The sequence below is a fragment of the Rhizobium acidisoli genome (genome assembly GCF_002531755.2).
Lineage (GTDB): Bacteria > Pseudomonadota > Alphaproteobacteria > Rhizobiales > Rhizobiaceae > Rhizobium > Rhizobium acidisoli.
This window is the reverse complement of sequence record NZ_CP035002.1, coordinates 104,436-127,743: the sequence shown is the minus strand read 5'-3', so window position 1 is coordinate 127,743 and position 23,308 is coordinate 104,436. Positions and strand designations below refer to the sequence as shown.

Sequence of the window (23,308 nt, the reverse complement as noted above, 5' to 3'; positions counted from 1 at the left end):
ATATGGACGTTCGGGGCGACCGTCGCCGCGGCAAGCATTTGCGTCGTATGAGCCTCATTCCGATCCCGTTCCGACCTCCCCGATCCTTCACGCGGCAAGCTGCGGTCGGAAGACCACATCGGCATAGTAATTCGCTGAATTGAAGGTGCTGGTCGGGAAGAGACCTGCGGTAGCGGAGCCGCCATAGGCATAGAGGCCATTGCCGCTGGCTGGCGCCGTCAGCGGACCGTTGGTGACGGCAGCCGTAAAGAAGCTGTCGGTCGCGACGTAGGCACCGGTCGTGTGGTAGGAGGCGACATAGGTCGTGTTGGCGGCAATGGTGAAGGGTGTTGTGAAGTTCGCCGTCTGCCAGCCACTTGCCGTGGTGTTGGTGAAGGTAGCGGTGGCAAGTTTGGTGCCCGTGGAACTCCACAGGTCGACGACGTTCTGGCCGTTGTCGTTGGCGCTGCGGTAGAACCTGATGCCGGTAATGTCGCCGGCGACGTTCGAGGTGAACTTGACGCCGAGTTCGAGCTGCTGGCCGTCGTTGAGGTTGGTCTGGGCCGGCGTGCTCGAGGCGGAAAACAGGCTGTAGGTTGATGGCCCTGCCGCGGCAGCGATGTTGAAGGTCTCGTTGGCCGAGAGGCCGCCGATATCGGTCGCCGTGACCTTGACGCCATAGGTGCCTGCTGCCGTCGGTGTGCCGGAGAAGGTGCGCGTCGTGGCGTTGAAGGAGAGCCAGGCGGGCAGTGCCGTGCCGTCGGCAGCCGTTGCCGAATAGGTCAGCGTCTCGCCGCTGTCGACATCGGTGAAGGTCGTGGTCGGCACTGCGAAGGAGAAGGCGGAGCCGACGGTGGCGTTCTGGGTCGTCGTCTGGACGGCGAGCACCGGTGCGTCATTGGCGCCATGGATGGTGATGGTCAGGTTCGCCGTGGCGGTGGTGCCGGCGGTGTCGCGCATCGTGTAGCTGAAGACGTCGTTCAGCGTGTTGGTCGACAGGCGAAGCCCCTGGACAGTGGCATTGCTCTCGTTGATCGCATAGCTATAGGCGCCCGATGCGTTGAGCACGAGACTGCCATAGGTGCCGTTCAGTGCTGAGCCGAGCGTGCCCGACGTCGCGCCGAAGTTGACCGCCGTCACCGTCTTGGTGTCGCCGGAATCCGGATCGGTGTCATTGGTCAGCACGTTGCCGCTGGCAACCGCGCCGCCCGAACCATTGGCGACACCGCCCTTCTCAGTCGCGTCCCCCACATCGGCGACCGCCGTCGGCGTCGTGTTGCCGGGAACCGACACGGCAATGTTGAAGGTCTCGTTGGCGGCGAGGCCGCCGATATCGGTTGCCGTGACCTTGACGCCGTAAGTGCCGCCTGTCGTCGGCGTGCCGGAGAAGGTGCGCGTCGAAGCGTTGAAGGAGAGCCAGGAAGGCAGTGCCGTGCCGTCGGCAGCCGTTGCCGAATAGGTCAGCGTCTCACCGCTGTCGACATCGGTGAAGGTCGTCGTCGGCACTGCAAAGGAGAAGGCCGAGTTGACGGTGGCGTTCTGGGTCGCCGTCTGGACGGCGAGCACCGGCGCGTCGTTGGCGCCATGAATGGTGACGGTGAGGTTCGCCGTGGCGGTGGCCCCGGCGGTGTCGCGCATCGTATAGTTGAAGACGTCGCTCAGCGTGTTGGTCGACAGGCGAAGCCCCTGCACGGCGGTATTGGTCTCGTTGATCGTATAGGTATAGGCGCCCGACGCATTAAGCACGAGGCTGCCATAGGTGCCGGCGAGTGCCGTGCCGAGCGTGCCTGACGTCGCCCCGAATTTGATTGCGGTTACCGTCTTGGTGTCGCCGGCATCCGGATCGGTGTCGTTGGTCAGCACGTTGCCGCTGGCAACTGCGCCGCCCGAACCGTTGGCAACGCCGCCCTTCTCCGTCGCATCCCCCGCATCGGCAACCGCCGTCGGCGTCGTGTTGTTCGCATTCGTGGGGCGGAAGACCACATCGGCCCAATAATTGGTAGCACCGAACGTGGCATTTGGGAAAATGCCGGCGGTGGCAGAGCCGCCATAGCGGTAGACGCCATTGCCGCTGGCTGGCGCCGTCAGCGGACCGTTGGTGACGGCAGCCGTAAAGAAGCTGTCGGTCGCGACGTAGGCACCGGTCGTGTGGTAGGAGGCGACATAGGTCGTGTTGGCGGCAATGGTGAAGGGTGTTGTGAAGTTCGCCGTCTGCCAGCCACTTGCCGTGGTGTTGGTGAAGGTAGCGGTGGCAAGTTTGGTGCCCGTGGAACTCCACAGGTCGACGACGTTCTGGCCGTTGTCGTTGGCGCTGCGGTAGAACCTGATGCCGGTAATGTCGCCGGCGACGTTCGAGGTGAACTTGACGCCGAGTTCGAGCTGCTGGCCGTCGTTGAGGTTGGTCTGGGCCGGCGTGCTCGAGGCGGAAAACAGGCTGTAGGTTGATGGCCCTGCCGCGGCAGCGATGTTGAAGGTCTCGTTGGCCGAGAGGCCGCCGATATCGGTCGCCGTGACCTTGACGCCATAGGTGCCTGCTGCCGTCGGTGTGCCGGAGAAGGTGCGCGTCGTGGCGTTGAAGGAGAGCCAGGCGGGCAGTGCCGTGCCGTCGGCAGCCGTTGCCGAATAGGTCAGCGTCTCGCCGCTGTCGACATCGGTGAAGGTCGTGGTCGGCACTGCGAAGGAGAAGGCGGAGCCGACGGTGGCGTTCTGGGTCGTCGTCTGGACGGCGAGCACCGGTGCGTCATTGGCGCCATGGATGGTGATGGTCAGGTTCGCCGTGGCGGTGGTGCCGGCGGTGTCGCGCATCGTGTAGCTGAAGACGTCGTTCAGCGTGTTGGTCGACAGGCGAAGCCCCTGGACAGTGGCATTGCTCTCGTTGATCGCATAGCTATAGGCGCCCGATGCGTTGAGCACGAGACTGCCATAGGTGCCGTTCAGTGCTGAGCCGAGCGTGCCCGACGTCGCGCCGAAGTTGACCGCCGTCACCGTCTTGGTGTCGCCGGAATCCGGATCGGTGTCATTGGTCAGCACGTTGCCGCTGGCAACCGCGCCGCCCGAACCATTGGCGACACCGCCCTTCTCAGTCGCGTCCCCCACATCGGCGACCGCCGTCGGCGTCGTGTTGCCGGGAACCGACACGGCAATGTTGAAGGTCTCGTTGGCGGCGAGGCCGCCGATATCGGTTGCCGTGACCTTGACGCCGTAAGTGCCGCCTGTCGTCGGCGTGCCGGAGAAGGTGCGCGTCGAAGCGTTGAAGGAGAGCCAGGAAGGCAGTGCCGTGCCGTCGGCAGCCGTTGCCGAATAGGTCAGCGTCTCACCGCTGTCGACATCGGTGAAGGTCGTCGTCGGCACTGCAAAGGAGAAGGCCGAGTTGACGGTGGCGTTCTGGGTCGCCGTCTGGACGGCGAGCACCGGCGCGTCGTTGGCGCCATGAATGGTGACGGTGAGGTTCGCCGTGGCGGTGGCCCCGGCGGTGTCGCGCATCGTATAGTTGAAGACGTCGCTCAGCGTGTTGGTCGACAGGCGAAGCCCCTGCACGGCGGTATTGGTCTCGTTGATCGTATAGGTATAGGCGCCCGACGCATTAAGCACGAGGCTGCCATAGGTGCCGGCGAGTGCCGTGCCGAGCGTGCCTGACGTCGCCCCGAATTTGATTGCGGTTACCGTCTTGGTGTCGCCGGCATCCGGATCGGTGTCGTTGGTCAGCACGTTGCCGCTGGCAACTGCGCCGCCCGAACCGTTGGCAACGCCGCCCTTCTCCGTCGCATCCCCCGCATCGGCAACCGCCGTCGGCGTCGTGTTGTTCGCATTCGTGGGGTTGAACATCACATCGACCCAATAGTTCGTCTGGTCGAAGCTGTTCGTCGGGAACACGCTCGCGCTGCTGTAATTATAGACGCCATTGCCGCTTGCCGGCGCCGTCAGCGGACCACTCGTCACATTGGAGAGGAAGTAGTTGGCGGTCGTCGAATAGTTGCCGACATTCGTATGGTAAGAGGCCGTATAGGTCTGCCCGGCCGTCAACGTCACCGGGCTCGAGAAAGTAGCGCTCTGCCAGCCGCTTGCAGTCTCATTGGTGAAGGTGAGGGTCGCAAGCCGCGTACCCGTGCTTGACCAGAGTGACCCGGTATGGGTGCCCGTATCCAGGCTGCTCTTGTAAAACCGGATACCGCTCACCGTGCCCGCCACGGAGGACTGGAATTTGACTCCGAGCTCGACGGCTGAATTATCGTCAGTGTTGACGACGGCCGGCGTCGCGCCACCGAAGAGTGATGTAAAAGTCGGTCCGGTGACGGTGACAGTGCGCCCCGCGGAGGGTGTCTCGAGATTGATACTGTCGTCCACCGCCCGCGACCGGATGGTATAGGTGCCTGCAATCGCCGGCGTCCATGAGTAGGTCCAGTTCTCGTCGCCCGTCGCCGGATGCCAGCTCGCACCGTTGTCGGTCGAAACCTCGACGCTGGCGATGACCCCGCCGCCCGTATCGGCAGCGGTGCCTGAAATCGTCACGGTTGAATTAGCGACCACCGTCCCTGGCACAGTGATGACCGAGGTCGGGGCAACAGTATCGGTGGAACCGGTCGCGGCGGTAAGCCCGGATTGCAGCGTCCCCGGCTGAATGCCCATGTCGGCAAGCAGATTGACCATTGCCTGCTGCACGCGAGGATCGGTGGGGGTCGCCTCGTTATCGTGATTGTTGCTCAGGCCCCATGTCCAGTAGACCGTACCGGCGCCGAACACCAGCGCACCGCTGGGGGCGCGGTAGAGGGTCAGGTTGTGGGTCGCAGTCGCGCTGCCGGTCGTGTTTCCATAGTCGAGCAGATAGGTGTTGACCGGCAGCGTCGTTGACGAGAGCTTCACGAGCCCGGCCGGATCGAAGCCATTGTCAGGCGCTTCATCCCATTCGTAACCAAGATAATTCTTGGTAAGCGTTGCCGTCTGGCCGGGCTGAAGGTTTGCGACGCTCGTATTGCGCCAGAAACGCAGGTTGGCATCATCAGAGCCAACCGTGATTGCGGCGAGGTTGCCGCCGACGTCGTCGACCTTGAAGAGTTGGCCAGTCAGCGAATTCTCAGGATTGCCGCCACCGATGGCAGGCGGGCTGAGGCGCGGGTCGCGGAAGGTGCCCGTCCATTCGTTGGAAGGATCGAGGCTGGTTCCCGCGGGGCCCCATGTTTCCTTGTAGGAGATCAGGGTGCGATAAGGCGTTCCGTCGGCGCTGTAGGCATTGCCCCAACGGGTACGCCAGTAGACCTCGTTACCGCTCCAGAACATCAGGTTGACGCCCGCATCGCGTGCGGCTTCGACATTGGTCCTCTGCTGTCCCGACCAGTATTCGTCGTGCCCGGCATCAACATAGGTCTTGTGATTGAGCAACAGGCTGCCATAGCGATCGACGTCGACGCCCGACAGATAGGAGACGTCGTAGCCGTTCTGTTCCAGCCAGTAGATGCCTGCATATTCGGCGCCGAACAAATAGTCCTGTGGGCCGGCATAGGTGCCGACCCCGTCGCGGGTCGCAATCGGCCTGTTGTAGCTGAGCGCATAGGCGCGGCCTGCCCCCTGCCCCGTCGCCGGGCCGTTGCCACCATAGAAGTTTGCACCACCCCAGCCGTTGTAAGCTTGCCAGGTCTCGTCTGCGGTCTGGAAGACAATATCGCTGTGGCTGGCGTCGTCGCGCACGATGAACGGGATCTGATTTTCGCCGAAGGTGCCGTCCTGACGCACGAGCTTGGCGATATAGACGCCTGAGACGGCATCGCTAGGTACGGCCCAGGACGCCGAGACCGCCCAGTTGCCGGCGTCCACCGTGCCGGTCGTGGCATTGCGCAGCGGATTGGGCTGCGTCTGCAATCCGGTATGCTGTATGGTCGTGACCTTGCGGGCGCCCATGCCGCCATAATAGCCGAGCCGATAGATATCGATACGATAGTTGGTGGAATTGGTATTGATCTTGAAGTTGATCGTGCTGCCGTTGTCGACGCTGATGTCGGTCGCAAACCCTTCGATGTTCGTGCTGGCAGTGTCGATGCCCCACTCGCTCTCCGGATTGCCCTGCTTCTGGTTTTCCAGCACGATCGCGTTGCTCGCCACCGCCGCGGCGGCCGCCAGATCTTGCGTTGCCAACGACCGCTGCGCAGAAGGTTGAGGTGGCGTCGTCACCGAGCCGGAAAGAACAGCTCTACCCTTGGTGCCGGTTCCCGTTCCCATCTCTCCGCCGCCGGGCAATGATCCGTTCAAGAGCGCCGAATCCGTCAACGCCGCGGTTGCGCGCCAGCCCGCGAACGGGGATACGTCACGATCGAGAAGCGGATCGCTGACCGAGGCGCCGATGGCCTTCTTGGCGGTCGACACATAATCCGGCCCGTCGGTAAATTTGGTCCCCGGCAACTGGCCATCCTGCTGAAGCAGGGCGCCGCCATGGGCCCAATCGAGAATCCGCGTGGGGGACGTATAGTAGCCGCACCCGCACACGCCAAAGGGCATGCCAAATGCCAGCGCATTCGCTCCAGCATGCTGCCCGGCCGACTGCGCTGACGGCGCCGATTCGAGAATGACGACCTTGCCCGAGTTCGTACGCTCAGCCGTCACCGCAGCGGAAGCTTGCCCAGAAGCTGTCGGTGCAGAGCCTTGCGGCAGGTAAGAAGCCAGAGGATCGTCGCCTATGGCGCTCATCCCAGCGTAGGTGCGCGGAAGAGACGATGTGGCCGCGAACGCAGCCCTGTTTGCGTCAGGCGCGAAATGGGCAAAATCCGGCGTTTGAGCGGAGAGCACGGACCGGGTTATCTCACCGCTTCGCTCCCCTATTTCGCGATTGATTGTGAAAGCGTCAGGCAAAGGCGGCGCTGCGGGGCTGTCGTCAGCCCGGCGGTCCGCGTCGCCATTCACGGCCGCGTTCTGCCGAGCATCATGCTCGTTGAGCGCAACGTCCTTATGAGGATCGTCGACAAGGGGGGCCTGCTTGTTTCCATCCACGGTTTGCACCGCTACCGCAAGCTGCGCGCCATCTTCGTGCTTTCCAGGCTTGCGTGGCCTTTCCTTTCCGCCGACGGTCAACCATCGGGGAACCAACGAATCCAGCAGGAGTGAGCGCGAAGTCCACCGGCGAGCGTGGCGATACATGGCAGGTACCTCTCGCGAGATTGTCAGGGTCGAATCTATGAGAATCGCTTAAACGCGAAGTTCTGAAGTATAGTCCAAAATCAGAAGAGTATATCCTACGCCTTTCGCTCTACTGGCGGCATCCTTTGGGCAGGCGGCCGTGTTGCCGGACAGGAAGTCGCGCACTGGACTATTGGAGCGATGGCAAAGGCCGTTGGAATTGCGGTATCTTCGATCGGACACGACTTGGTCCCACGCCGCAGCCGGTCGCCGTTCTTTTCGGCCAGCGCGCCTATCCCTCCGTGCAAACCTTTGATCTTCCGGGATGATACCTCTGCGCTACGCGGGATATGTGCTCCTGCCCGATTAGGCTGAGGCCCCGCCCCCGCCTCATCAATAATGATGAGGCAAAGCAAACGGCCTTCACCTTCCTCAAGGCTTCGCCAGACTGCACACTAGCGATGCGGCTTCGGACCTGTCGTTCGGCGGCCGAATGGCGTCAAGGCATTGGACTGACATCCGTTTAAGGATGTTTTGCAGGCGAGATATGTACATGATTTCATCGCACCGCGCCCCCCATCTGTTCCTCCGCGCGACGTTTATCCTCGGCGCACTCTTCTTTCTTGCCGGAACTGCGCCGCCGGCTCTCGCCGACAACGCGTCCTTGGCGCCACAAACGAAAATCCGCCTGACGATCGTCCAATGGATGCAGTCCAGGGGCCAGTATGAACGATGGGATGCGCTTGGCGGCGAATACAGGGTCTCGGATGACGGCACGGTCTTTTTGCCGTTTCTTGGGTCCCTTTCCGTCGGCAATCGCACAGACACCGACCTCACAAACGAGATCGGCAAGCGTCTGCAGGAAAAAATCGGGTTGGTTCAGCCGCCAGCGGTCAGCATCGAAATTCTCGAATACCCGCCGATCTACGTCGTGGGAGACGTAACCACGCCTGGGCAGTACAGCTTCCGCCCCGGGCTGACCGTCCTGCAATCGCTGGCAATGAGCGGCGGGCCGCGTCGTGCCAAAGATGAGCAGCAAACGCATTCGATCCAGATCGTCGGGGAATTGCGCGAAATCGATCACTCGATCCTGCGCAGCACCGCGAGGCTGGCACGGCTCCAGGCGGAGATGGATGGGGCTCAGGAGATTATCTTCGATCAGGCGACCGGCGCCGATCAGCAATTTGCGGCCGGCATATTCAACGAGGAAAGGATCATCTTTCGGGCTCGCGCCAATGCGCTGGAGAGGCAGGCAAGGGCGTTCACCGAATTACGCGATCTTTTGACCACTGAGATATCGACGTTGGAAGAGAAACTGACAGGCGCGGACGACAATATCAAATCCGTCGAGGACCAATTGGTCAGCGTCAAGTCCCTGGTCCAGAAAGGCCTGACGATCTCGTCAAGGCAGATGGATCTGGAACGGCTGCTGACGACTTACCGCTCCGACAAGCTCGACCTTCTCACCGCCGTCATGCGGGGCCGCCAGGCGGTCAGCGAGACGACGCGGAACCTCGAGGGACTTTACGATGCACGTCGGAGCGAAGTGGCGACCGAAGCGCAGTCCGAACGAGCAAGTCTCGATCAATTCAAGCTGAAGCGCGAAACACTGCAGAAGCTGCTCATCGCGGACCTTGGGAGCAATGACGGCGTCAAGAACCTTGTCGAGGACCTCCCGCTTACCTTTAGCGTGACCCGTCGCAGCGATGGACAGATCAATAAGATCGAAGCCTCGGAAACGACGACGTTGGCACCGGGCGATGTGGTGAGAGTCGCTCAGCCGCATATCTTGGATAATTCGCCTCAGGCCAACACAGCCCCGTCTTTCGAGTCCCAAACGCTTGCAGATCGGGCCGGCCAGTGAGCGACACGCCCGTGTTCTCAACACTGCTGGAGCGGATGTTCGAGCGTCATCAAGGCGCTCAGGCCGCCGGCCTGGAAGAAATCGCTTCTGATATGGTCCGGTCTGAACCGAACCTGACAGCTAGGGTTGAGCGATGACTGTGCGCATGATCCCACCCAGCGGCCAGACTTATACTCAGATCCTCAAGTCGACGATGCTGATGGGCGGTTCCTCGCTGGTCAATGTCGCCCTGAGCATCATCCGCAACAAGGCGCTCGCCCTTCTGCTCGGCCCTGAAGGCGTCGGGCTTCTCGGCCTTTACGGGGCAATCCTCGATATCGCGCAGGCGATAGCCGGTCTTGGTGTGAGCAGCAGCGGTGTGCGCCGGGTCGCCGAGGCGGCGGGCGGCGGCGACGGAGAGAAGATCGCGCGGTCGGCGGCAGTGCTCAGGCGCATCTCGCTGGTGCTCGGGTTGCTCGGCGGGCTTTTGCTGGCGATGCTGGCGTTTCCGGTCTCGAAATTCACCTTCGGCGATTACCAGCACACCGGCGGCGTTGCGCTGCTCTCCCTGGCCGTCTTCTGTCGGATCGTAGCTGCCGGGCAAGCTGCATTGATCCAGGGCTTGCGGGGCATTGCAAATCTTGCCCGCATCAATGTGCTTTCAGGGCTCTTTGGCACGATCGTCAGCATCCCGCTAATCTATCTGTTCGGCGAGCAGGCGATCGTACCCTCTCTCGTGGCGATCGCGGCCGTCTCGGTCCTTCCCACCTGGTGGTACAGCAAACAAATATCCAGGCACCCACCGCCAATGTCGGCGCGCCAATTCGGCCAGGAAGCGAAATCCCTGTTCAGACTCGGCGTCGCTTTCATGGCAAGCGGGCTTCTGACCTTCGGCGCGGCCTATGCCATCCGCATCATCGTGCTGAATGAAGGGGGCGTCGTCGCGGCGGGATTGTATCAGGCAGCCTGGGCGCTTGGCGGTCTCTATGCCGGCTTTATCCTGCAGGCGATGGGAACGGACTTCTATCCGCGCTTGACCGCAATCGCGCACGATAATGCTGAGTGCAACCGGCTGGTCAATGAGCAGGCGGAAATCAGCTTGCTGCTGGCCGGCCCTGGACTGCTCGCCACCCTGACCCTGGCACCGCTCGTGATGAGTTTGTTCTATTCGGCGGAGTTTCACGGGGCCGTGGAGCTTCTGCGCTGGATCTGCCTTGGAATGATGCTCAGGATCGTCGCTTGGCCGATGGGTTTCATCGTGCTCGCGAAGGGTGCGCAGACGATCTTCTTTTGGACCGAGGTCGCAGCAACGCTGGTGCATGTGGGGCTGGCGTGGCTCTTCGTATCAGAATTCGGCACGACAGGGGCCGGCATGGCGTTCTTCGGCCTCTACGTCTGGCATAGTATTCTGATTTACGTGATCGTGCGTCGGCTCACCGGCTTTCGCTGGTCGCCCGCCAATCGCAGGCACGCGCTTCTCTTCCTGCCTGTATCGGGATTGGTCGTCTCGGCCTTTTTGTTCTTATCGCCATGGTCGGCGACGGTAGTTGGCTGTGTCGCCGTTGTTCTCTGCGGGCTCTATTCGCTGCGCATGCTGATCGACCTGCTTCCGCCGGAATCCGTGCCGGCAACCATCCGCGAATGGATCACGAAATCGGCATAACGAACAATGCGCGCATCCGAAGATACGCGCATTGTTGGTTATGCCGATTGTTACGTCAGGCAAATGCGGGTTCAGGCGACAGCGACATCCTTGGCACGTTGCACGTTGACGGCTCCGACGGTCGCGTCGGCAACGGCGGCGCGAAGTGCCTCGACAACCCGGTCCATGTCGGACACCGTCATCTGGGCATAAAGCGGCAGGATGATCGTTTGCTGCTGCGCAGATACGCTCCGCATCAAGCTCGTGGCAGCGCGGTAGGAGCTCTCACCTGAATAGGCTCCCTCCAGATGAATGTTCATCACACCACGCCGGGTCGAGATACCCTGATCGAGCAGCGTCTGCATGACCGCCCGCTGGTCGACCGTATCGGGCAATCTCACACAGAAGCTCTGCCAGTTGCTGCGAGCCCAGCGCGGTTCGGCCGGGAGAGAAAGCCCGGCAATCGTCTGCAGACGTTCGCAATATTGCTCGGCAAGCAGCCTGCGCTGGGCAACCAACTCCGGCAGCCGCCGCAATTGCTCGCGACCGACGGCCGCCTGAAGATCGGTCATCCGGTAATTGTAACCCAACTCGTCATAGTCTTCGAAGATCACCTGCTTCGAGCCGTGACGGACGGCATCGGTGACGCTCATGCCGTGCTGGCGCCAGAGCCGGAACTTCCGGTCATATTCGGGATTGGCCGTGGTCAACATACCGCCATCGCCGGTGGTGACGACCTTCCTGGGGTGGAAGGAGAAGCACGCAATGTCACCATGTGCTTTGCCGATCTTTTCCCAACGCCCGTCCCACAGGATTTCGCTTCCCGTCGCACAGGCAGCATCCTCGATGATCGGTATCTGATGGCGCTTGCCGATCTCGACGATGGCGCGAAGATCACAAGGCATGCCGAGTTGATGCACGCAGAGAATTGCCTTGGTCCGAGGCGTGATTGCCCGCTCGATCAGATTGGCGTCGATATTGTAACCATCGTCTTCGATATCGACGAAAACGGGCAGCGCATCGCAGTATCGAACCGCATTGGCGGTCGCGATGAAAGAATGGCTGACGGTCACGACTTCATCGCCGGCGGATACGCCGACCGCCTTCAGCGCCAGATGTAACGCGGTGGTGCAGTTGGACATGGCACAAGCATGCGCGGCGCCCACAAAGGCAGCGAATTCACGCTCGAAAGCGGCGACCTCCGGCCCCTGCGTCACCCATCCCGACAGAATGACGCGGCGCGCAGCTTCAGCCTCTTCCTCGCCGAGGACGGGTTTGGCGACAGGAATTGTCGATTGAGATGAACTCATGCTGCCTGCCCCCCTGCGTCGGTCTGCATTTGCCACCAGGCAACGAGATCACGAAGCCCTTGCTCCATGGAGATCTCCGTCTTGAAGCCGAGGAGCCGTTCGGCCTTGCTGATATCGGCAAGACGACGAGTCACGCCGTTGACCGTGCGGGCTTCTTTGTGCTCCGGCTCAACTGAAGAACCCATAATGTCGCTCAGCATTTTCGCGAGTTGCAGCAGGCTTATTTCCGTGCCGCTCGCGACGTTGAACACTTCGTCCGTGACATCGCTTTTCGCCGCCAAAATGTTTGCGCGGGCGATGTCACGGGCATCGACGAAGTCCATCGTCTGACTGCCGTCGCCGTAGACGAGGGGCGGCATTCCCGCCGCCAGACGCTCCATCCAACGGATCAGAACTTCCGTATAGGCGCCGTAAACGTCCATGCGCGGCCCGTAGACGTTGAAATAACGGAGCGCCACATAGCGCAGGCCGTACATTTCCGCAAAGCTGCGCATCAGCCCCTCGTTGAATACCTTCGCCGCGCCGTAGATCGTCCGATTATTGTATGGATGATGCTCTTCGGTCGTTGGAAAGCTCTCGGCCAGTCCCAGAACAGAAGCCGAGGAAGCAGCGACCACCTTCGAAACCCCTGCCTTGACGGCAGTTTCGAGAACGTTGAACGTGCCCTCCGCAAGGACATCAAAAGCCAGTCGTGGCTCTTCCGCGCATTGCGTGATGCGGATGGCGGCCTGATGGAACACGATATCGACGCCTTCGAAGGTTTTTGCCAGAAGGGCTCTGTCGCGGATATCTCCCTCGATGATGTTAACGTACCCGCTGGCTATTGCCGTACTGAGATTATCCCGGCGTCCGCGCACGAAGTTGTCGAGAATGATAATCTCACGCGGTTTTTCCAATGCGACGAGATCGGCAATATGCGACCCGATCAGGCCGGCGCCGCCGGTAATGAGCACCCGTTGATTTCTCACGATCTTCCTCCATGCGATATATCCAGCACAGGATCAGCCTCCGTGCGCCAGCGTGTGAACTTCGCCGGCACGCCGACGACAACTGAAAACGGCTCGACATCCGAGACGACAACGGCGCCCGCACCGACGATCGCGCCCTTGCCGATGGTCACGCCGGGAAGAATTGTGGCGTTGGTGCCGATGTCGGCCCATGCGCCGATACGGACCGGCTTGATTTCGAGATCCGTGCGGATGATCGGCACATCCACCGGCAGGGCCGTGTGGCTGGAACCAAGCACCTTGGCGCCAGGTCCCCAACCGACACAATCCTCGATCACCAGGTCGCGCGCGTCGAAATAGGCCATCGGGCCGATCCAGACATTGTCGCCGATCACGCAAGTGCCGTCGAAGCGTCCCTGGATATAGGCCTGGGCGCCAATGAACACGCCATTGCCGATTTCGAAAGTTTCCGGATGCTTGAAACCGGCACCGCCTGCAACCTGCAATCCCGTGCCGCAGCGCCGCGCAATGGCTTGCCAGATGGCTTTTCGCATCAGAGTATCGATCACACCGTCCCCGGCCGCAAAACGACCGTAGAGCTCGATCAGGCCGGCGCGCCCATAAGATTGCCTGAGTTCTTCGGCCAACCCAGCCTGGTAGGCCGGGTCCGCCGGCCTTTCATGACGGCCATGGACCGCCTGTACGACTCGGGCCTCACCGGCACGACTAGCTGACATAGGCGTACTCCAGCGCAGCGGCCACCTGATCGACGTGCCACGCCGGCATCTCGGGATAGATCGGCAGCGAGAGCACCTCCCGTGCGGCGGCTTCCGAGATTGGGAAATCGCCGGCCTGGTACCCAAGGTCGGCATGGGCCTTCTGCAGGTGAACGGGGATCGGATAGTGCAGCCCGGACTGGATGCCCTCGGCGCTCAGCACGCGCTGAAGCTCGTCGCGATCGCGGCTTCTGATGGCATAGACGTGGTAGACGTGGCGCCGGTCGGCGACTTCGACAGGCGTCCTCAAATTCGGCGAACCGCCGAGCAGCAGCGAATAGCGGCGGCCATGGGCGCGCCGCGCTTCGGTCCAGGCTTCGAGATGTCGGAGCTTGATGCGCAGGATCGCACCTTGAATAGCATCCATGCGGTAGTTGAAGCCCTTCAGCAGATGGTGATAACGCTGTTCCTGACCCCAGTCGCGCAGCATGCGCATCGTCTTGGCCTGATCGTCGCTGTTGGTGACGACGATACCGCCCTCGCCGCAGGCGCCGAGATTCTTGCCGGGATAGAAACTGAAGCAACCGGAAGCGCCGATGCTGCCGGCGCGCGCGCCTTTGTACTGCGCTCCATGAGCCTGGCAGGCGTCCTCGATGACCGGTATCCGGTGGTGGTCGGCAATGGCCTTGATCGCGTCCATATCGGCCATCTGACCGTAGAGATGGACGGGAATAATGGCCTTGGTTCTGGGAGTGATCTTTGCCTCGAGCTGAGCCGGATCCATCGTCAGCGTCACGGGCTCGACATCGACGAACACCGGCCGTGCACCTGCGTAGCAGATCGCCGACACGGTCGCGACGAAGGTAAACGGCACGGTGATGACTTCATCGCCGGGTCCGACACCTGCCGCCAGCAGCGACAGATGCAGGGCGCTCGTCCCGGTGTTGACGGCTATCGCATGTTTGACGTTGCAATAATCCGCGAATTCCTGCTCGAGCCGGGCGACCTCCTCGCCCAGTATGTATTGTCCCGAGCCGAGCACGCCGAGCACGGCGGCGTCGATTTCGCTCTTGATCGATTGATATTGTGCTTTGAGGTCCAGGAACGGGATCATGCAATGCGCCTCGCCTCTTCGAGCTCGATGATGCGACCGCGCTGGGCGAGCGACCGGCTTGCGGATTCAAGGATGCGAACAACGCGCAGCCCGGCTTGGCCATCGGTGATGGGCCGCGAATTCTGCTCGATGCAATCGACGAACTGATCCAGCTCGCGTTTCAACGCCTCGGTCATATCGAGCTTGGGCGCCCACATGTCGCCGCTGCGGTAGCCGACCATCATCTGATGCACCTTTTCGCCGTAGGCCTGGGAATTCGGGTTCAGCGTGATGCCCTTGTCGTACACCTTGATCTTTTCGCTGGGCTCCAGATCATCGTAGACGACCATCTTGTTGCTGCCGCCGATCAGTGTGCGGCGCACCTTGACGGGCGCCAGCCAATTGACGTGGATGTGGGCGATAAGCTTGCTTTCGAAGAAAAGCGTCAGATAGGCGATGTTCTCCGGCTCGCCAAGCACATGGCTCATGCCCGTCGCAGAAACAGCCACCGGCCTTTCCTGCACAACATGGTCCAGGATGGACAGATCGTGCACCGCGAGATCCCAGATAACGCTGACATCGTGCTGGAAGAGCCCCAGATTGACCCGGACCGAGTCGTAGTAATACATGTCGCCCAAGCCGCTTTCGACCAGTTCGCGCATCTTGCGGACGGCGCCGGTGTGAACGAAGGTATGATCCACGGCCAGTACGAGGCGTCTGCGCGCGGCTTCCTCGACCATCCGGGCGGCTTCCTCCGTCGTCGACGCCATCGGCTTTTCGACAAACACATGCTTTCCGGCCATCATCGCCTGCATTGCGAGCTTGAAATGGGTCGAGACCGGCGTTGCGATGGCGATTGCATCCACTCTCGGATCGCGCAGAACTTCCTCGAAATTGTCGGTGATCGTCACTGCGGGATACCGGCTTTTGACGGCCGCCAGCCGTTCGACGTTCAGATCACAAACTGAAAGGAGCTGCGCGCCGGCCGCTTCCGAGATGTTACGAACCAGGTTCGGGCCCCAATACCCATACCCAACTACAGCAATGCCGATCATCACATTCCTCCCAACACTTGCATGTCAACTGACCGGTCATGAACGCGACCGGTGATTCTAGCCGGAACGCCGGCAACAATGGCGCCGGCAGGCACATCCTTCGTTACGACAGCGCCGGCGCCGACCTGTGCGGCCTCTCCGATCGTCACGCCGGGCAGAATGGTGGCGTTGCTGCCGATCGATGCGTGGCGCTTGACCAGAGTGGGGATGACGACCCAGTCGGCCTCCGTCTGCAGACTGCCGTCCGAATTGACGGCGCGCGGGTAGGTATCATTGGTGAACATGACCCCGTGGCCGATAAAAACGCCGTCCTCCAGCGTCACGCCTTCACAGAGGAAGGAATGGCTGGAGATCTTGCAGTCTTTTCCGACGAGGACGTTTTTCTGGATTTCAACGAAGGTGCCGATGCGCGTTCCCGAGCCGATCGTACAGCCGTATAGATTCACAAGATCCCGATGGTGGATAACGCAGCCGTCACCCAGGTTGACGTTCGATGCAATCATCCCAACTCGCCCCCTACGCTTTAACAGGCCCTGACGTGGGTGAAACCGGCCATCGCAAGAATGCATCCAAGGTTTCGTTTCGTCAGAGCAAATATTTCCTTCCCTTCAAAAAGAATTGTTTTCTTCATCTGAGTAAAGAAACAAAACGTTGAAGCTCATTCACCAAAAGGCGTATCTGCTTACGAAAATTGGATGACAAGCGCATGCGAACAGCTATGACCATCGACCATCGGCAGCGACAGGTCACGCGCCGAGCGATCCTGATTCTCCACGTCGAGGACGGGCATAGTTTACATGGGTTTAGCGAGTACAACTGAATATATGTAGCAACCTGATGGGTCGACATACAAATGAACTAGCCACAGATCGATCAGTTTCAACGACGTAACCATTTGTATCTGTCCGTGGAACCTATGTGTTGGGGTAACCACTATTAATTAGTTTAACATCCTTGGAACTGTGGTATTAAATTAGCACTTCTGGTAATTAAACTCCCTTATTTACAGAGGAGTTTGATATTCGACTTTGAAGTACCGCGTAGAAAAAGGCTGGGAGGATGGGGCGTTGGATACAATAAATATAAGCCACAGGCAGGAAAACATATCTCTTCCGTTAGAGATAGACGATGGTTCGACAGCGTTTGCCGGAGCGTCAAAGTCAAAGCACTCGCTTGTCATTCTTGACAAGAGGGAACTAGATCGGCATTGCCTTGCGCAATGCATGGCCGCCCACACAGCGGATTTCGTGATTCTGGCGTTCGGATCGATTGAAGAGTGGAAGCAAAAGCGTGAAGAATACCCTCCGCTTTCGGCAATACTCTTGAACGTCGGCGGCAAGACGGTCGACGACCCTGTCGTTTCGGAGCAGATCAAGAGTCTTTCGTCGGAATTCGTGTCGACACCGGTCATCATATTGTCCGATAGTGACGATTTCGCCCAGATCGTGAGGGCGATCGATTACGGAGCAAAGGGCTACATACCCGCCTCCGTCAGCATTAGCGTCTGCATGGAGCTGATCGCGCTATCGGTAGCAGGAGGACTTTTCGTGCCCGCAAGCGCTCTGTTCGCCATGCGTCACTTGCTGCAGTCGAACAACCCGACAACGCATCCGCTGGCCGGGATATTCACGGATCGCCAAGCCGAAGTCGTCGCGGCACTGCGGCGCGGAAAGGCGAACAAGATTATTGCCTATGAACTCAACCTGCGAGAAAGCACCGTAAAGGTGCATGTCCGCAACATCATGAAAAAGGTCAAGGCAACGAACAGGACGGAAGTTGTGTTCAAGCTTAACGACTTGTTCCAAACTAGTCTTCCGGCGTGAGTGTGAATAAGACGTTGTCCTGACACCATTGTTGGGCAAATCTTTCTTCACTGCACAAGCAAAGACGACCTTAAATCTCGTTGGTGGCCGCAAAGCAAATCGGCCACCGATGCAACTTTCGTGACACGGCAGCACCCCTTGCGGTAGCGGCCGAATTCAGCGGAAATTGTGACGTGCACCTTCAGTTTTAAGCCTCGCATACATGTGGCAATTGCTAACGTCCAATTGTAGGCTTGGAGAGCACCATTCGGATCCTGCGTAACTGACCTCTTTGCGAACGGGGAACCAGACCTCGTGCAAGCTGCCGAAGATATCCGAACTCCGGCAGAGGTGGCACGTTGGGCCTTACGCTGTTCAGACCCATTTTGATCAATAGGCCATCAATGCCCAGATAAAATCGCGGGCGCCAAGAAAGATGACTTTTGACGCGTAAAGGTGCCTCACGCCCGCCGGTTTTGTTCACGGGAAGTGGGACGTAACGAAGAGCATTCGCAAGATCTGACTTCTGACAACGCTCAAGAATATCGGCAACCCATGAAAGCCACTCGTGATCGCTCCGCTTGGGAATCTGGTGAATGCTTTTTCGATCGCTGCAGTGCCGTTCCGCGGCAACCCGATTGCTTTCGCGACCCGGTTGATCGAGGATAAGGCACACGCGCCGGAGTTCGTCGTGGGACAGAGACGGATAAAAGTGCCGCAACCTTCGCGCCTGCTCAAAGTGCCCTTTGCAGACCAAAGCAAGCAGAAAATATGCCCATTCGACCGGATCCGGGTCGCTTGCCCCATAGTCGATCATCGTTATCTTGACTAGATTCACCAAAAGGTCATAGGCGCGATCAGCATCGCCGTCGCGCAATGCGCAGATGGCAAGACGGAGTTTGGCTTCAGGCAGGTAGGACACATAGTCCAGGCAGCGGTCATAACAGTTCTTGGCCTCCTCTACCCTGCCCTGTTCAAGAAACAAATCGCCCTGCTTCAGCAAAGCGCGATCGCCCGCCGCACCAACAACATGGACGCTGCCTCGCTGTGAGATGCTTTCGACCTTTATAAGATCATCGAAGGGCCCGGGCTGGACGATCTTTTCACCGGATCGCAGGCTCCTGTTCAGCATATACCATTGATATATTTGCGCTCTATGCTTCAGCGTATGGCGTGAGTGGACCAAATCGTAGCCAGCTTTCGCGATACGCTTTATCTCATCGGGATGAGCAAAGAGGTATTCCAACCGTTCAACCACGTTATGCTGATCGGCAAAGACGCAGTTTTCCATATCGGAAAAGCCAGCGGCCTCAACTGCTGGCGTTCGTTCCGTCAATAGACAGGCGTTTGCCGCGGGGATCTCGAAGTGCTTCCGCACAACCTCGCCTCCCGCAGTACCACATGTGGGGACGACGAAGCTCGCGTTGAGGACGCGTGCATAGGCTTCTCCCGACAACAACTGAGAAGCAAGCTTGCTCTCATAGGTGTGTTGCGGCGAGACGAGGCAGGGATAGCGGTCGCGGATTATTGGGAAGACATTCTGCCGCCAGGGGTAAAGGCCATAGACTTGGCCCGTGAGCGTGACCGGTATGATCTTCTGCTGGCCATAGTCGTGATAGACTTCGGGGTCGATGAAGTTTGGCCAGACGAATAGACTATCCTTGAGCTCCGGCATGTATTCGGGCGTCTTGGTTCCAATCGAGAAATATGTCTCGATACCCCATTGCTCCATATCGGAAAGGAAACCACTGCGCCGGTCGCACCATGGATCTGCGTTGTGAAGGCCAAGCTTCGGAACTTCGGCATTGGTGTTGGTAATTTTTATCCGCTGTGACCCGTGTGACCGGTAGCCGCTTTCAAACAGCGTCAGATCCGGTTCGTACCGATCGCATATTTCTGCATAATCACAGTCGCGGTTTATGACGACGACATCGAAGTGTGTGGCGAGGCATTTGACCTGCTGCTGCATATGCAGCAGCAGATAACCGGCGGCGTTCGCATTGGGCTGATGGTCCCATTGGAAGAATACCAGCCTTGGTTTGCGATGATCGACGATGCTATCCATGTGCCTATCGTGTGGTTTCCTGAACAGGAAGGCCGACGGCCGGGGTAGGCAGATAGGTGTAAGCCTTTCGCGAGGACCGGACAGGCGCGCTCTTGGCTCCGGCTGAAAGCTTCCACTCGAAATACGCGATCGTTTTTTCGAGCCCCTCTCGCAGGTTCACCGTCGGCTGCCAGCCCAGGTCCTGCTTTGCGCGACTGATGTCGGGCTTGCGCTGTGTCGGATCGTCAATCGGCAGAGGATTGTAAACGATGCTTGATTTCGATCCCGTCATCTCGATGACCATTTCGGCCAGTTCCCGGACCTGGAATTCTCCCGGGTTACCGAGATTGATCGGACCCGTAACGCCGGCTGGCGCCCCCATCAGGCGGATGAAGCCCTCGATCAGATCGTCTACATAGCAGAAGGAGCGCGTCTGCGTGCCGTTGCCGAAGATGGTGATCGGTTGGTTTTGAAGCGCCTGAACGATGAAGTTCGAGACGACGCGGCCGTCATTGGTCTGCATGCGCGGCCCATAAGTATTGAAGATTCGCGCCACCCGGATTTCCACACCGTATTGACGATGATAGTCGAAGAACAATGTTTCGGCGCACCGCTTGCCTTCGTCATAACATGCCCGCGGGCCGATCGGATTGACGCTGCCTCGATACTCCTCGGGTTGAGGGTGGACGGCCGGATCACCATAAACTTCGCTGGTGGAGGCCTGGAAGATCTTCGCCTTGGTGCGTTTTGCCAAGCCGAGCATGTTGATGGCGCCGTGCACATTGGTCTTCACCGTCTGCACAGGGTCGTGCTGATAGTGGACCGGAGATGCCGGGCAGGCGAGGTTGTAGATCTCGTCGACCTCCACATAAAGCGGGAAGGTAATGTCGTGGCGAAGTATCTCAAAGCGTGGATCGTCGAGAAGGTGCAGCACGTTGTCGCGCGAACCGGTGTAGTAATTGTCCACGCAGAGGACGTCATTGCCCTCTCGCAAAAGCCTTTCGCACAGGAATGATCCCAGAAATCCGGTGCCGCCTGTAACCATAATTCTCTTGTGTCCGTGCATTGATGTGCTCCGTTGTTGATGATTGCCTCGTGGAAGTGGTCAGCAGGCTCCCCTGCGCTTGAAGACCGCGGGGATTGTGCCGAGAAGAATTTGGCAGTCGAACCAGAGGGACCGGTTGTCGATGTAGAACTCGTCGAGTTGCTGCTGCAGCTCGATATCCGCATCGCTTCGTTCCGATATTTGCCAAAGGCCCGTGAGCCCCGGCGTGACGGAACGCCGCTTGTCCCGAAATTCGCCGTCCATCGCCGAAAGGTGATACTCCGGGAACGGCCGTGGTCCCACAAAGGCCATCTCGCCCGCAATGATGTTCGCCAACTGCGGGAGCTCGTCGATGCTCGATGAGCGCAGCATATGTCCGATGATCGGAAGGATGCGCGGATCGTCCTTAAGCTTGAAGTGGCTCAACCACTCGGCGCGCATGGCGGGGTTGTCTCGGAATAGTGCTTCAAGGCGCTGTTCTGCATCTTGGTACATCGTCCGCAATTTCAGGACGTGCACCGGCCTGCCGGACCGCCCTTCCCTGGCATGCCGAAAGAAGACAGGACCTGGATCGATGGCGTAGATTGCGGCCGCTGCAATCGCGATGAATGGCGCGACCACGATCGTTGCGGGGATGGCGATTGCGAGATCAAGGATCCGGCGAACCGGATCCGAGTTGATCGAACTCCCACCGGTGGTCAGGCGAATGCCGATCTCTCCGCCGATATCGGCAGGTCGCAATCCACTTACCTTGAGGTTCGGTGTGTCGGACAGCAAAATCACTTCTGCGAACTTCCGACGCAGCGCCGGCAAGCCGGACGCCAGCGAGCCCGTGTCGCCCGCGATCAAGGCAATGGATGGCCCGCCACCCGGCAATGCGTCCAAGGTATCGGGGGCAAATGGCTCCGGCCTGATGCCATACTGCCAATGATCGGTGAAATGTGCCACGAGCGCCGGAGCAAGGTTTCGTCCCCCAATGACAACCGCGCGCTCCCCCCAAATTCCAAGTCTCCAGCATAGACCTCGTGCAAGCCAATGCACAAATGGCTGAACAATCAGCCCGAGACCGAGGAACGCGATGATGGCAAACAGCAGCCATCCCCCCTCCGGCAGGATAATTGCCCCGAATGCCGCCAGGACAGCCACCTTGACGGCAGCTAAAGTGCGTCGCCGCAGATGTTCATGGTCGTGCAGCCGATATCCGGGATAGAGGCCGGCCGATGCGTAAAGAACAATCGCAGCCAGTGCGGCGACCGTGAACGCACGTTCCACGAACGTGCCCTCCGAACCGCTGGGAAGAAAGGACAGGAGAACGAAATAGGCAATCAAATAGCTGACGGTGTCGCCGGCGACCAGTAAGGACGACGTTGCAAGCCGTGGAAGCCAGCGCCGCAGTGCGACGGGCATATTCAGCCCTGCCGGTACAAAGACATCGGTGGCCTTGGCTGCTATGGGCGGCACCGACCCTGCCGGAATCGCCCGCGATGTCATGTCATTTGATGCGGATGCCTTCGACGGACCCCGTGTCATGGCTGACGGCACAAATATGGACATGACGCTTTACCCCTCTACTGCATTTGTCCCGACACGCCCGATCCAGAAATGGCGTCTTCAATCGGAAACTTCCGAAGTCCCAGTCTCTGGAATGCTGACAGTGAGATGAAGGTCGGCACGACGAGCGCATAGCGCCGCCACAGCCGCCGCGGCTCGCACAGAAGACGAAACGCCCATTCGAAGCCGCTTCTTTGAATGAACCTCGGAGCCTGCCGCTTGAGGCCGGCATGGAAATCGAACGCAGCTCCGACGCCGATGAGCATCGATGCTTCCAGACGGTCGCGCATATGCGCCATCCAGAGTTCCTGCTTGGGACTGCTCAGCCCAACCCAGATAATATCGGCGCCCGACCGATTGAGCCGGTCGGCAATATCTGCCTCCTCCTGCGTCGACAGCTTGCGAAAAGGCGGCGCATAGGAGCCGACGATCTGCGCTTGCGGAAATTTTGCGAGAAGGCGCGCCTGCAGTTGTTCGAGCGTTTCGGCCGTTGCACCATAAAGGAAATGGCGCAAGCCCTTGGCGCTGCCGGCATCGAAAACGGATAGCATCAGATCAGGTCCATAGACTCTGTCGCTTTCCGCATGACCAGCCTTCCGCAGCGCCCAAACAAGCGGCATGCCGTCGGGGGTTACGAGGAACGCCCGGTTATGGATCGACCGCAGCTCGGGATCATCCTGACATCGGACGATGCCATGCGCGTCGCGAACGCAGACATATTCCTTCCTGCCGTCTTCGATAGCTGTTTGAATAAATCCGGTCGCGCTTTTGAGATTGACTGCCGAGACGCGAACACCAAGGACATTCGTCCATCCGAAGGAGCCCTCCGGATGAAGAACTGAAGTTGGGCTGTTGCCTACCGGTTGTTTTCTCATGACCTACGCTTTCGCGACTGAAACTGTCATCAGAATATCCCGGCAGGTCGATTGCCTCCATACTTGCCGCTCCAGCTATTGGACGTAGAAGAGACTTCATGTTTACGTCTTACGCCGAGATGACGTACGATATTCGAAGTAAGTCTGCGTACCCCCGGCTTGCCATGTTGCACTCCTTTTGATGACCACAGAGCCGCAGAAGAAATTCGCCCTCGCGGCGTACAAAGCCTCAGAGGATCGCGCTCTATTTCCATGAACAGAATGAAGCCCGGTCAGCGAATTGAAGGTTCGACCGAAAGCTCATC

At 59.6% G+C, this 23,308-nt stretch carries 15 protein-coding genes; 4 read left to right on the top strand and 11 right to left on the bottom strand.

Annotated elements, in window-relative coordinates:
• Positions 1-87 precede the first annotated feature (87 nt).
• Positions 88-6,654 (bottom strand): DUF4082 domain-containing protein, encoded by a 6,567-nt coding sequence (locus tag CO657_RS33025; protein ID WP_425376001.1) that lies wholly within the window; start codon positions 6,652-6,654, stop codon positions 88-90.
• Between the two features lie 84 nt (positions 6,655-6,738).
• Between CO657_RS33025 and CO657_RS37810 the strand changes: the two genes are divergently transcribed.
• From CO657_RS37810 to CO657_RS33015, 3 genes are all read left to right on the top strand, one after another.
• Positions 6,739-7,068, top strand: a complete 330-nt coding sequence (locus CO657_RS37810) for a hypothetical protein (protein WP_245293055.1) — start codon at positions 6,739-6,741, stop codon at positions 7,066-7,068.
• A gap of 559 nt (positions 7,069-7,627) precedes the next feature.
• The gene (locus CO657_RS33020; protein WP_054185805.1) at positions 7,628-8,944 is read left to right on the top strand and encodes a polysaccharide biosynthesis/export family protein; all 1,317 of its coding nucleotides are present in this window, start codon (positions 7,628-7,630) and stop codon (positions 8,942-8,944) included.
• 133 nt (positions 8,945-9,077) lie between these two features.
• Positions 9,078-10,586 carry an O-antigen translocase gene (locus tag CO657_RS33015; RefSeq protein ID WP_054185804.1) on the top strand — a complete coding sequence of 503 codons (1,509 nt, stop codon included), beginning with the start codon at positions 9,078-9,080 and terminating at the stop codon, positions 10,584-10,586.
• A gap of 71 nt (positions 10,587-10,657) precedes the next feature.
• Here CO657_RS33015 and CO657_RS33010 read toward each other — a convergent pair whose 3' ends face one another.
• Genes CO657_RS33010 through CO657_RS32985 form a run of 6 tightly spaced genes read right to left on the bottom strand, consistent with a single transcriptional unit; the run spans position 10,658 to position 16,189 of the window.
• Positions 10,658-11,875, bottom strand: a complete 1,218-nt coding sequence (locus CO657_RS33010; protein ID WP_054185803.1) for a DegT/DnrJ/EryC1/StrS family aminotransferase — start codon at positions 11,873-11,875, stop codon at positions 10,658-10,660.
• Complete coding sequence (locus CO657_RS33005) at positions 11,872-12,843, bottom strand: NAD-dependent epimerase/dehydratase family protein (protein ID WP_054185802.1); 972 nt, start codon at positions 12,841-12,843, stop codon at positions 11,872-11,874. Before CO657_RS33005 ends, CO657_RS33010 begins: the two co-directional genes overlap by 4 nt.
• Entirely contained in the window at positions 12,840-13,559 is a 720-nt protein-coding gene (locus CO657_RS33000; protein ID WP_054185801.1) for an acyltransferase, read from the bottom strand. Before CO657_RS33000 ends, CO657_RS33005 begins: the two co-directional genes overlap by 4 nt.
• Positions 13,549-14,652 carry a DegT/DnrJ/EryC1/StrS family aminotransferase gene (locus CO657_RS32995; RefSeq protein WP_054185800.1) on the bottom strand — a complete coding sequence of 368 codons (1,104 nt, stop codon included), beginning with the start codon at positions 14,650-14,652 and terminating at the stop codon, positions 13,549-13,551. Before CO657_RS32995 ends, CO657_RS33000 begins: the two co-directional genes overlap by 11 nt.
• Positions 14,649-15,686 (bottom strand): Gfo/Idh/MocA family protein, encoded by a 1,038-nt coding sequence (locus tag CO657_RS32990; protein WP_003595499.1) that lies wholly within the window; start codon positions 15,684-15,686, stop codon positions 14,649-14,651. The genes CO657_RS32995 and CO657_RS32990 overlap by 4 nt, the downstream gene beginning before the upstream one ends.
• Positions 15,686-16,189, bottom strand: a complete 504-nt coding sequence (locus tag CO657_RS32985) for an acyltransferase (RefSeq protein ID WP_054185799.1) — start codon at positions 16,187-16,189, stop codon at positions 15,686-15,688. Before CO657_RS32985 ends, CO657_RS32990 begins: the two co-directional genes overlap by 1 nt.
• A gap of 564 nt (positions 16,190-16,753) precedes the next feature.
• Here CO657_RS32985 and CO657_RS32980 point away from each other — a divergent pair.
• Positions 16,754-17,509, top strand: coding sequence for a response regulator transcription factor (locus tag CO657_RS32980; protein ID WP_054185807.1), 756 nt, complete (start codon positions 16,754-16,756; stop codon positions 17,507-17,509).
• A gap of 214 nt (positions 17,510-17,723) precedes the next feature.
• Here CO657_RS32980 and CO657_RS32975 read toward each other — a convergent pair whose 3' ends face one another.
• Genes CO657_RS32975 through CO657_RS32960 form a run of 4 tightly spaced genes read right to left on the bottom strand, consistent with a single transcriptional unit; the run spans position 17,724 to position 23,003 of the window.
• A complete protein-coding gene (locus tag CO657_RS32975; RefSeq protein ID WP_054185798.1) occupies positions 17,724-19,553 on the bottom strand; it encodes a glycosyltransferase family protein in 1,830 nt (609 codons plus the stop codon).
• A gap of 4 nt (positions 19,554-19,557) precedes the next feature.
• Positions 19,558-20,598: a UDP-glucuronic acid decarboxylase family protein gene (locus CO657_RS32970; protein ID WP_012560043.1), complete on the bottom strand. Its 1,041-nt coding sequence runs from the start codon at positions 20,596-20,598 to the stop codon at positions 19,558-19,560.
• 39 nt (positions 20,599-20,637) lie between these two features.
• On the bottom strand, positions 20,638-22,131 hold the full coding sequence (locus CO657_RS32965) for a sugar transferase (RefSeq protein WP_054185797.1): 1,494 nt from the start codon (positions 22,129-22,131) through the stop codon (positions 20,638-20,640).
• 14 nt (positions 22,132-22,145) lie between these two features.
• A complete protein-coding gene (locus CO657_RS32960; RefSeq protein WP_054185796.1) occupies positions 22,146-23,003 on the bottom strand; it encodes a WecB/TagA/CpsF family glycosyltransferase in 858 nt (285 codons plus the stop codon).
• Positions 23,004-23,308: the final 305 nt, after the last annotated feature.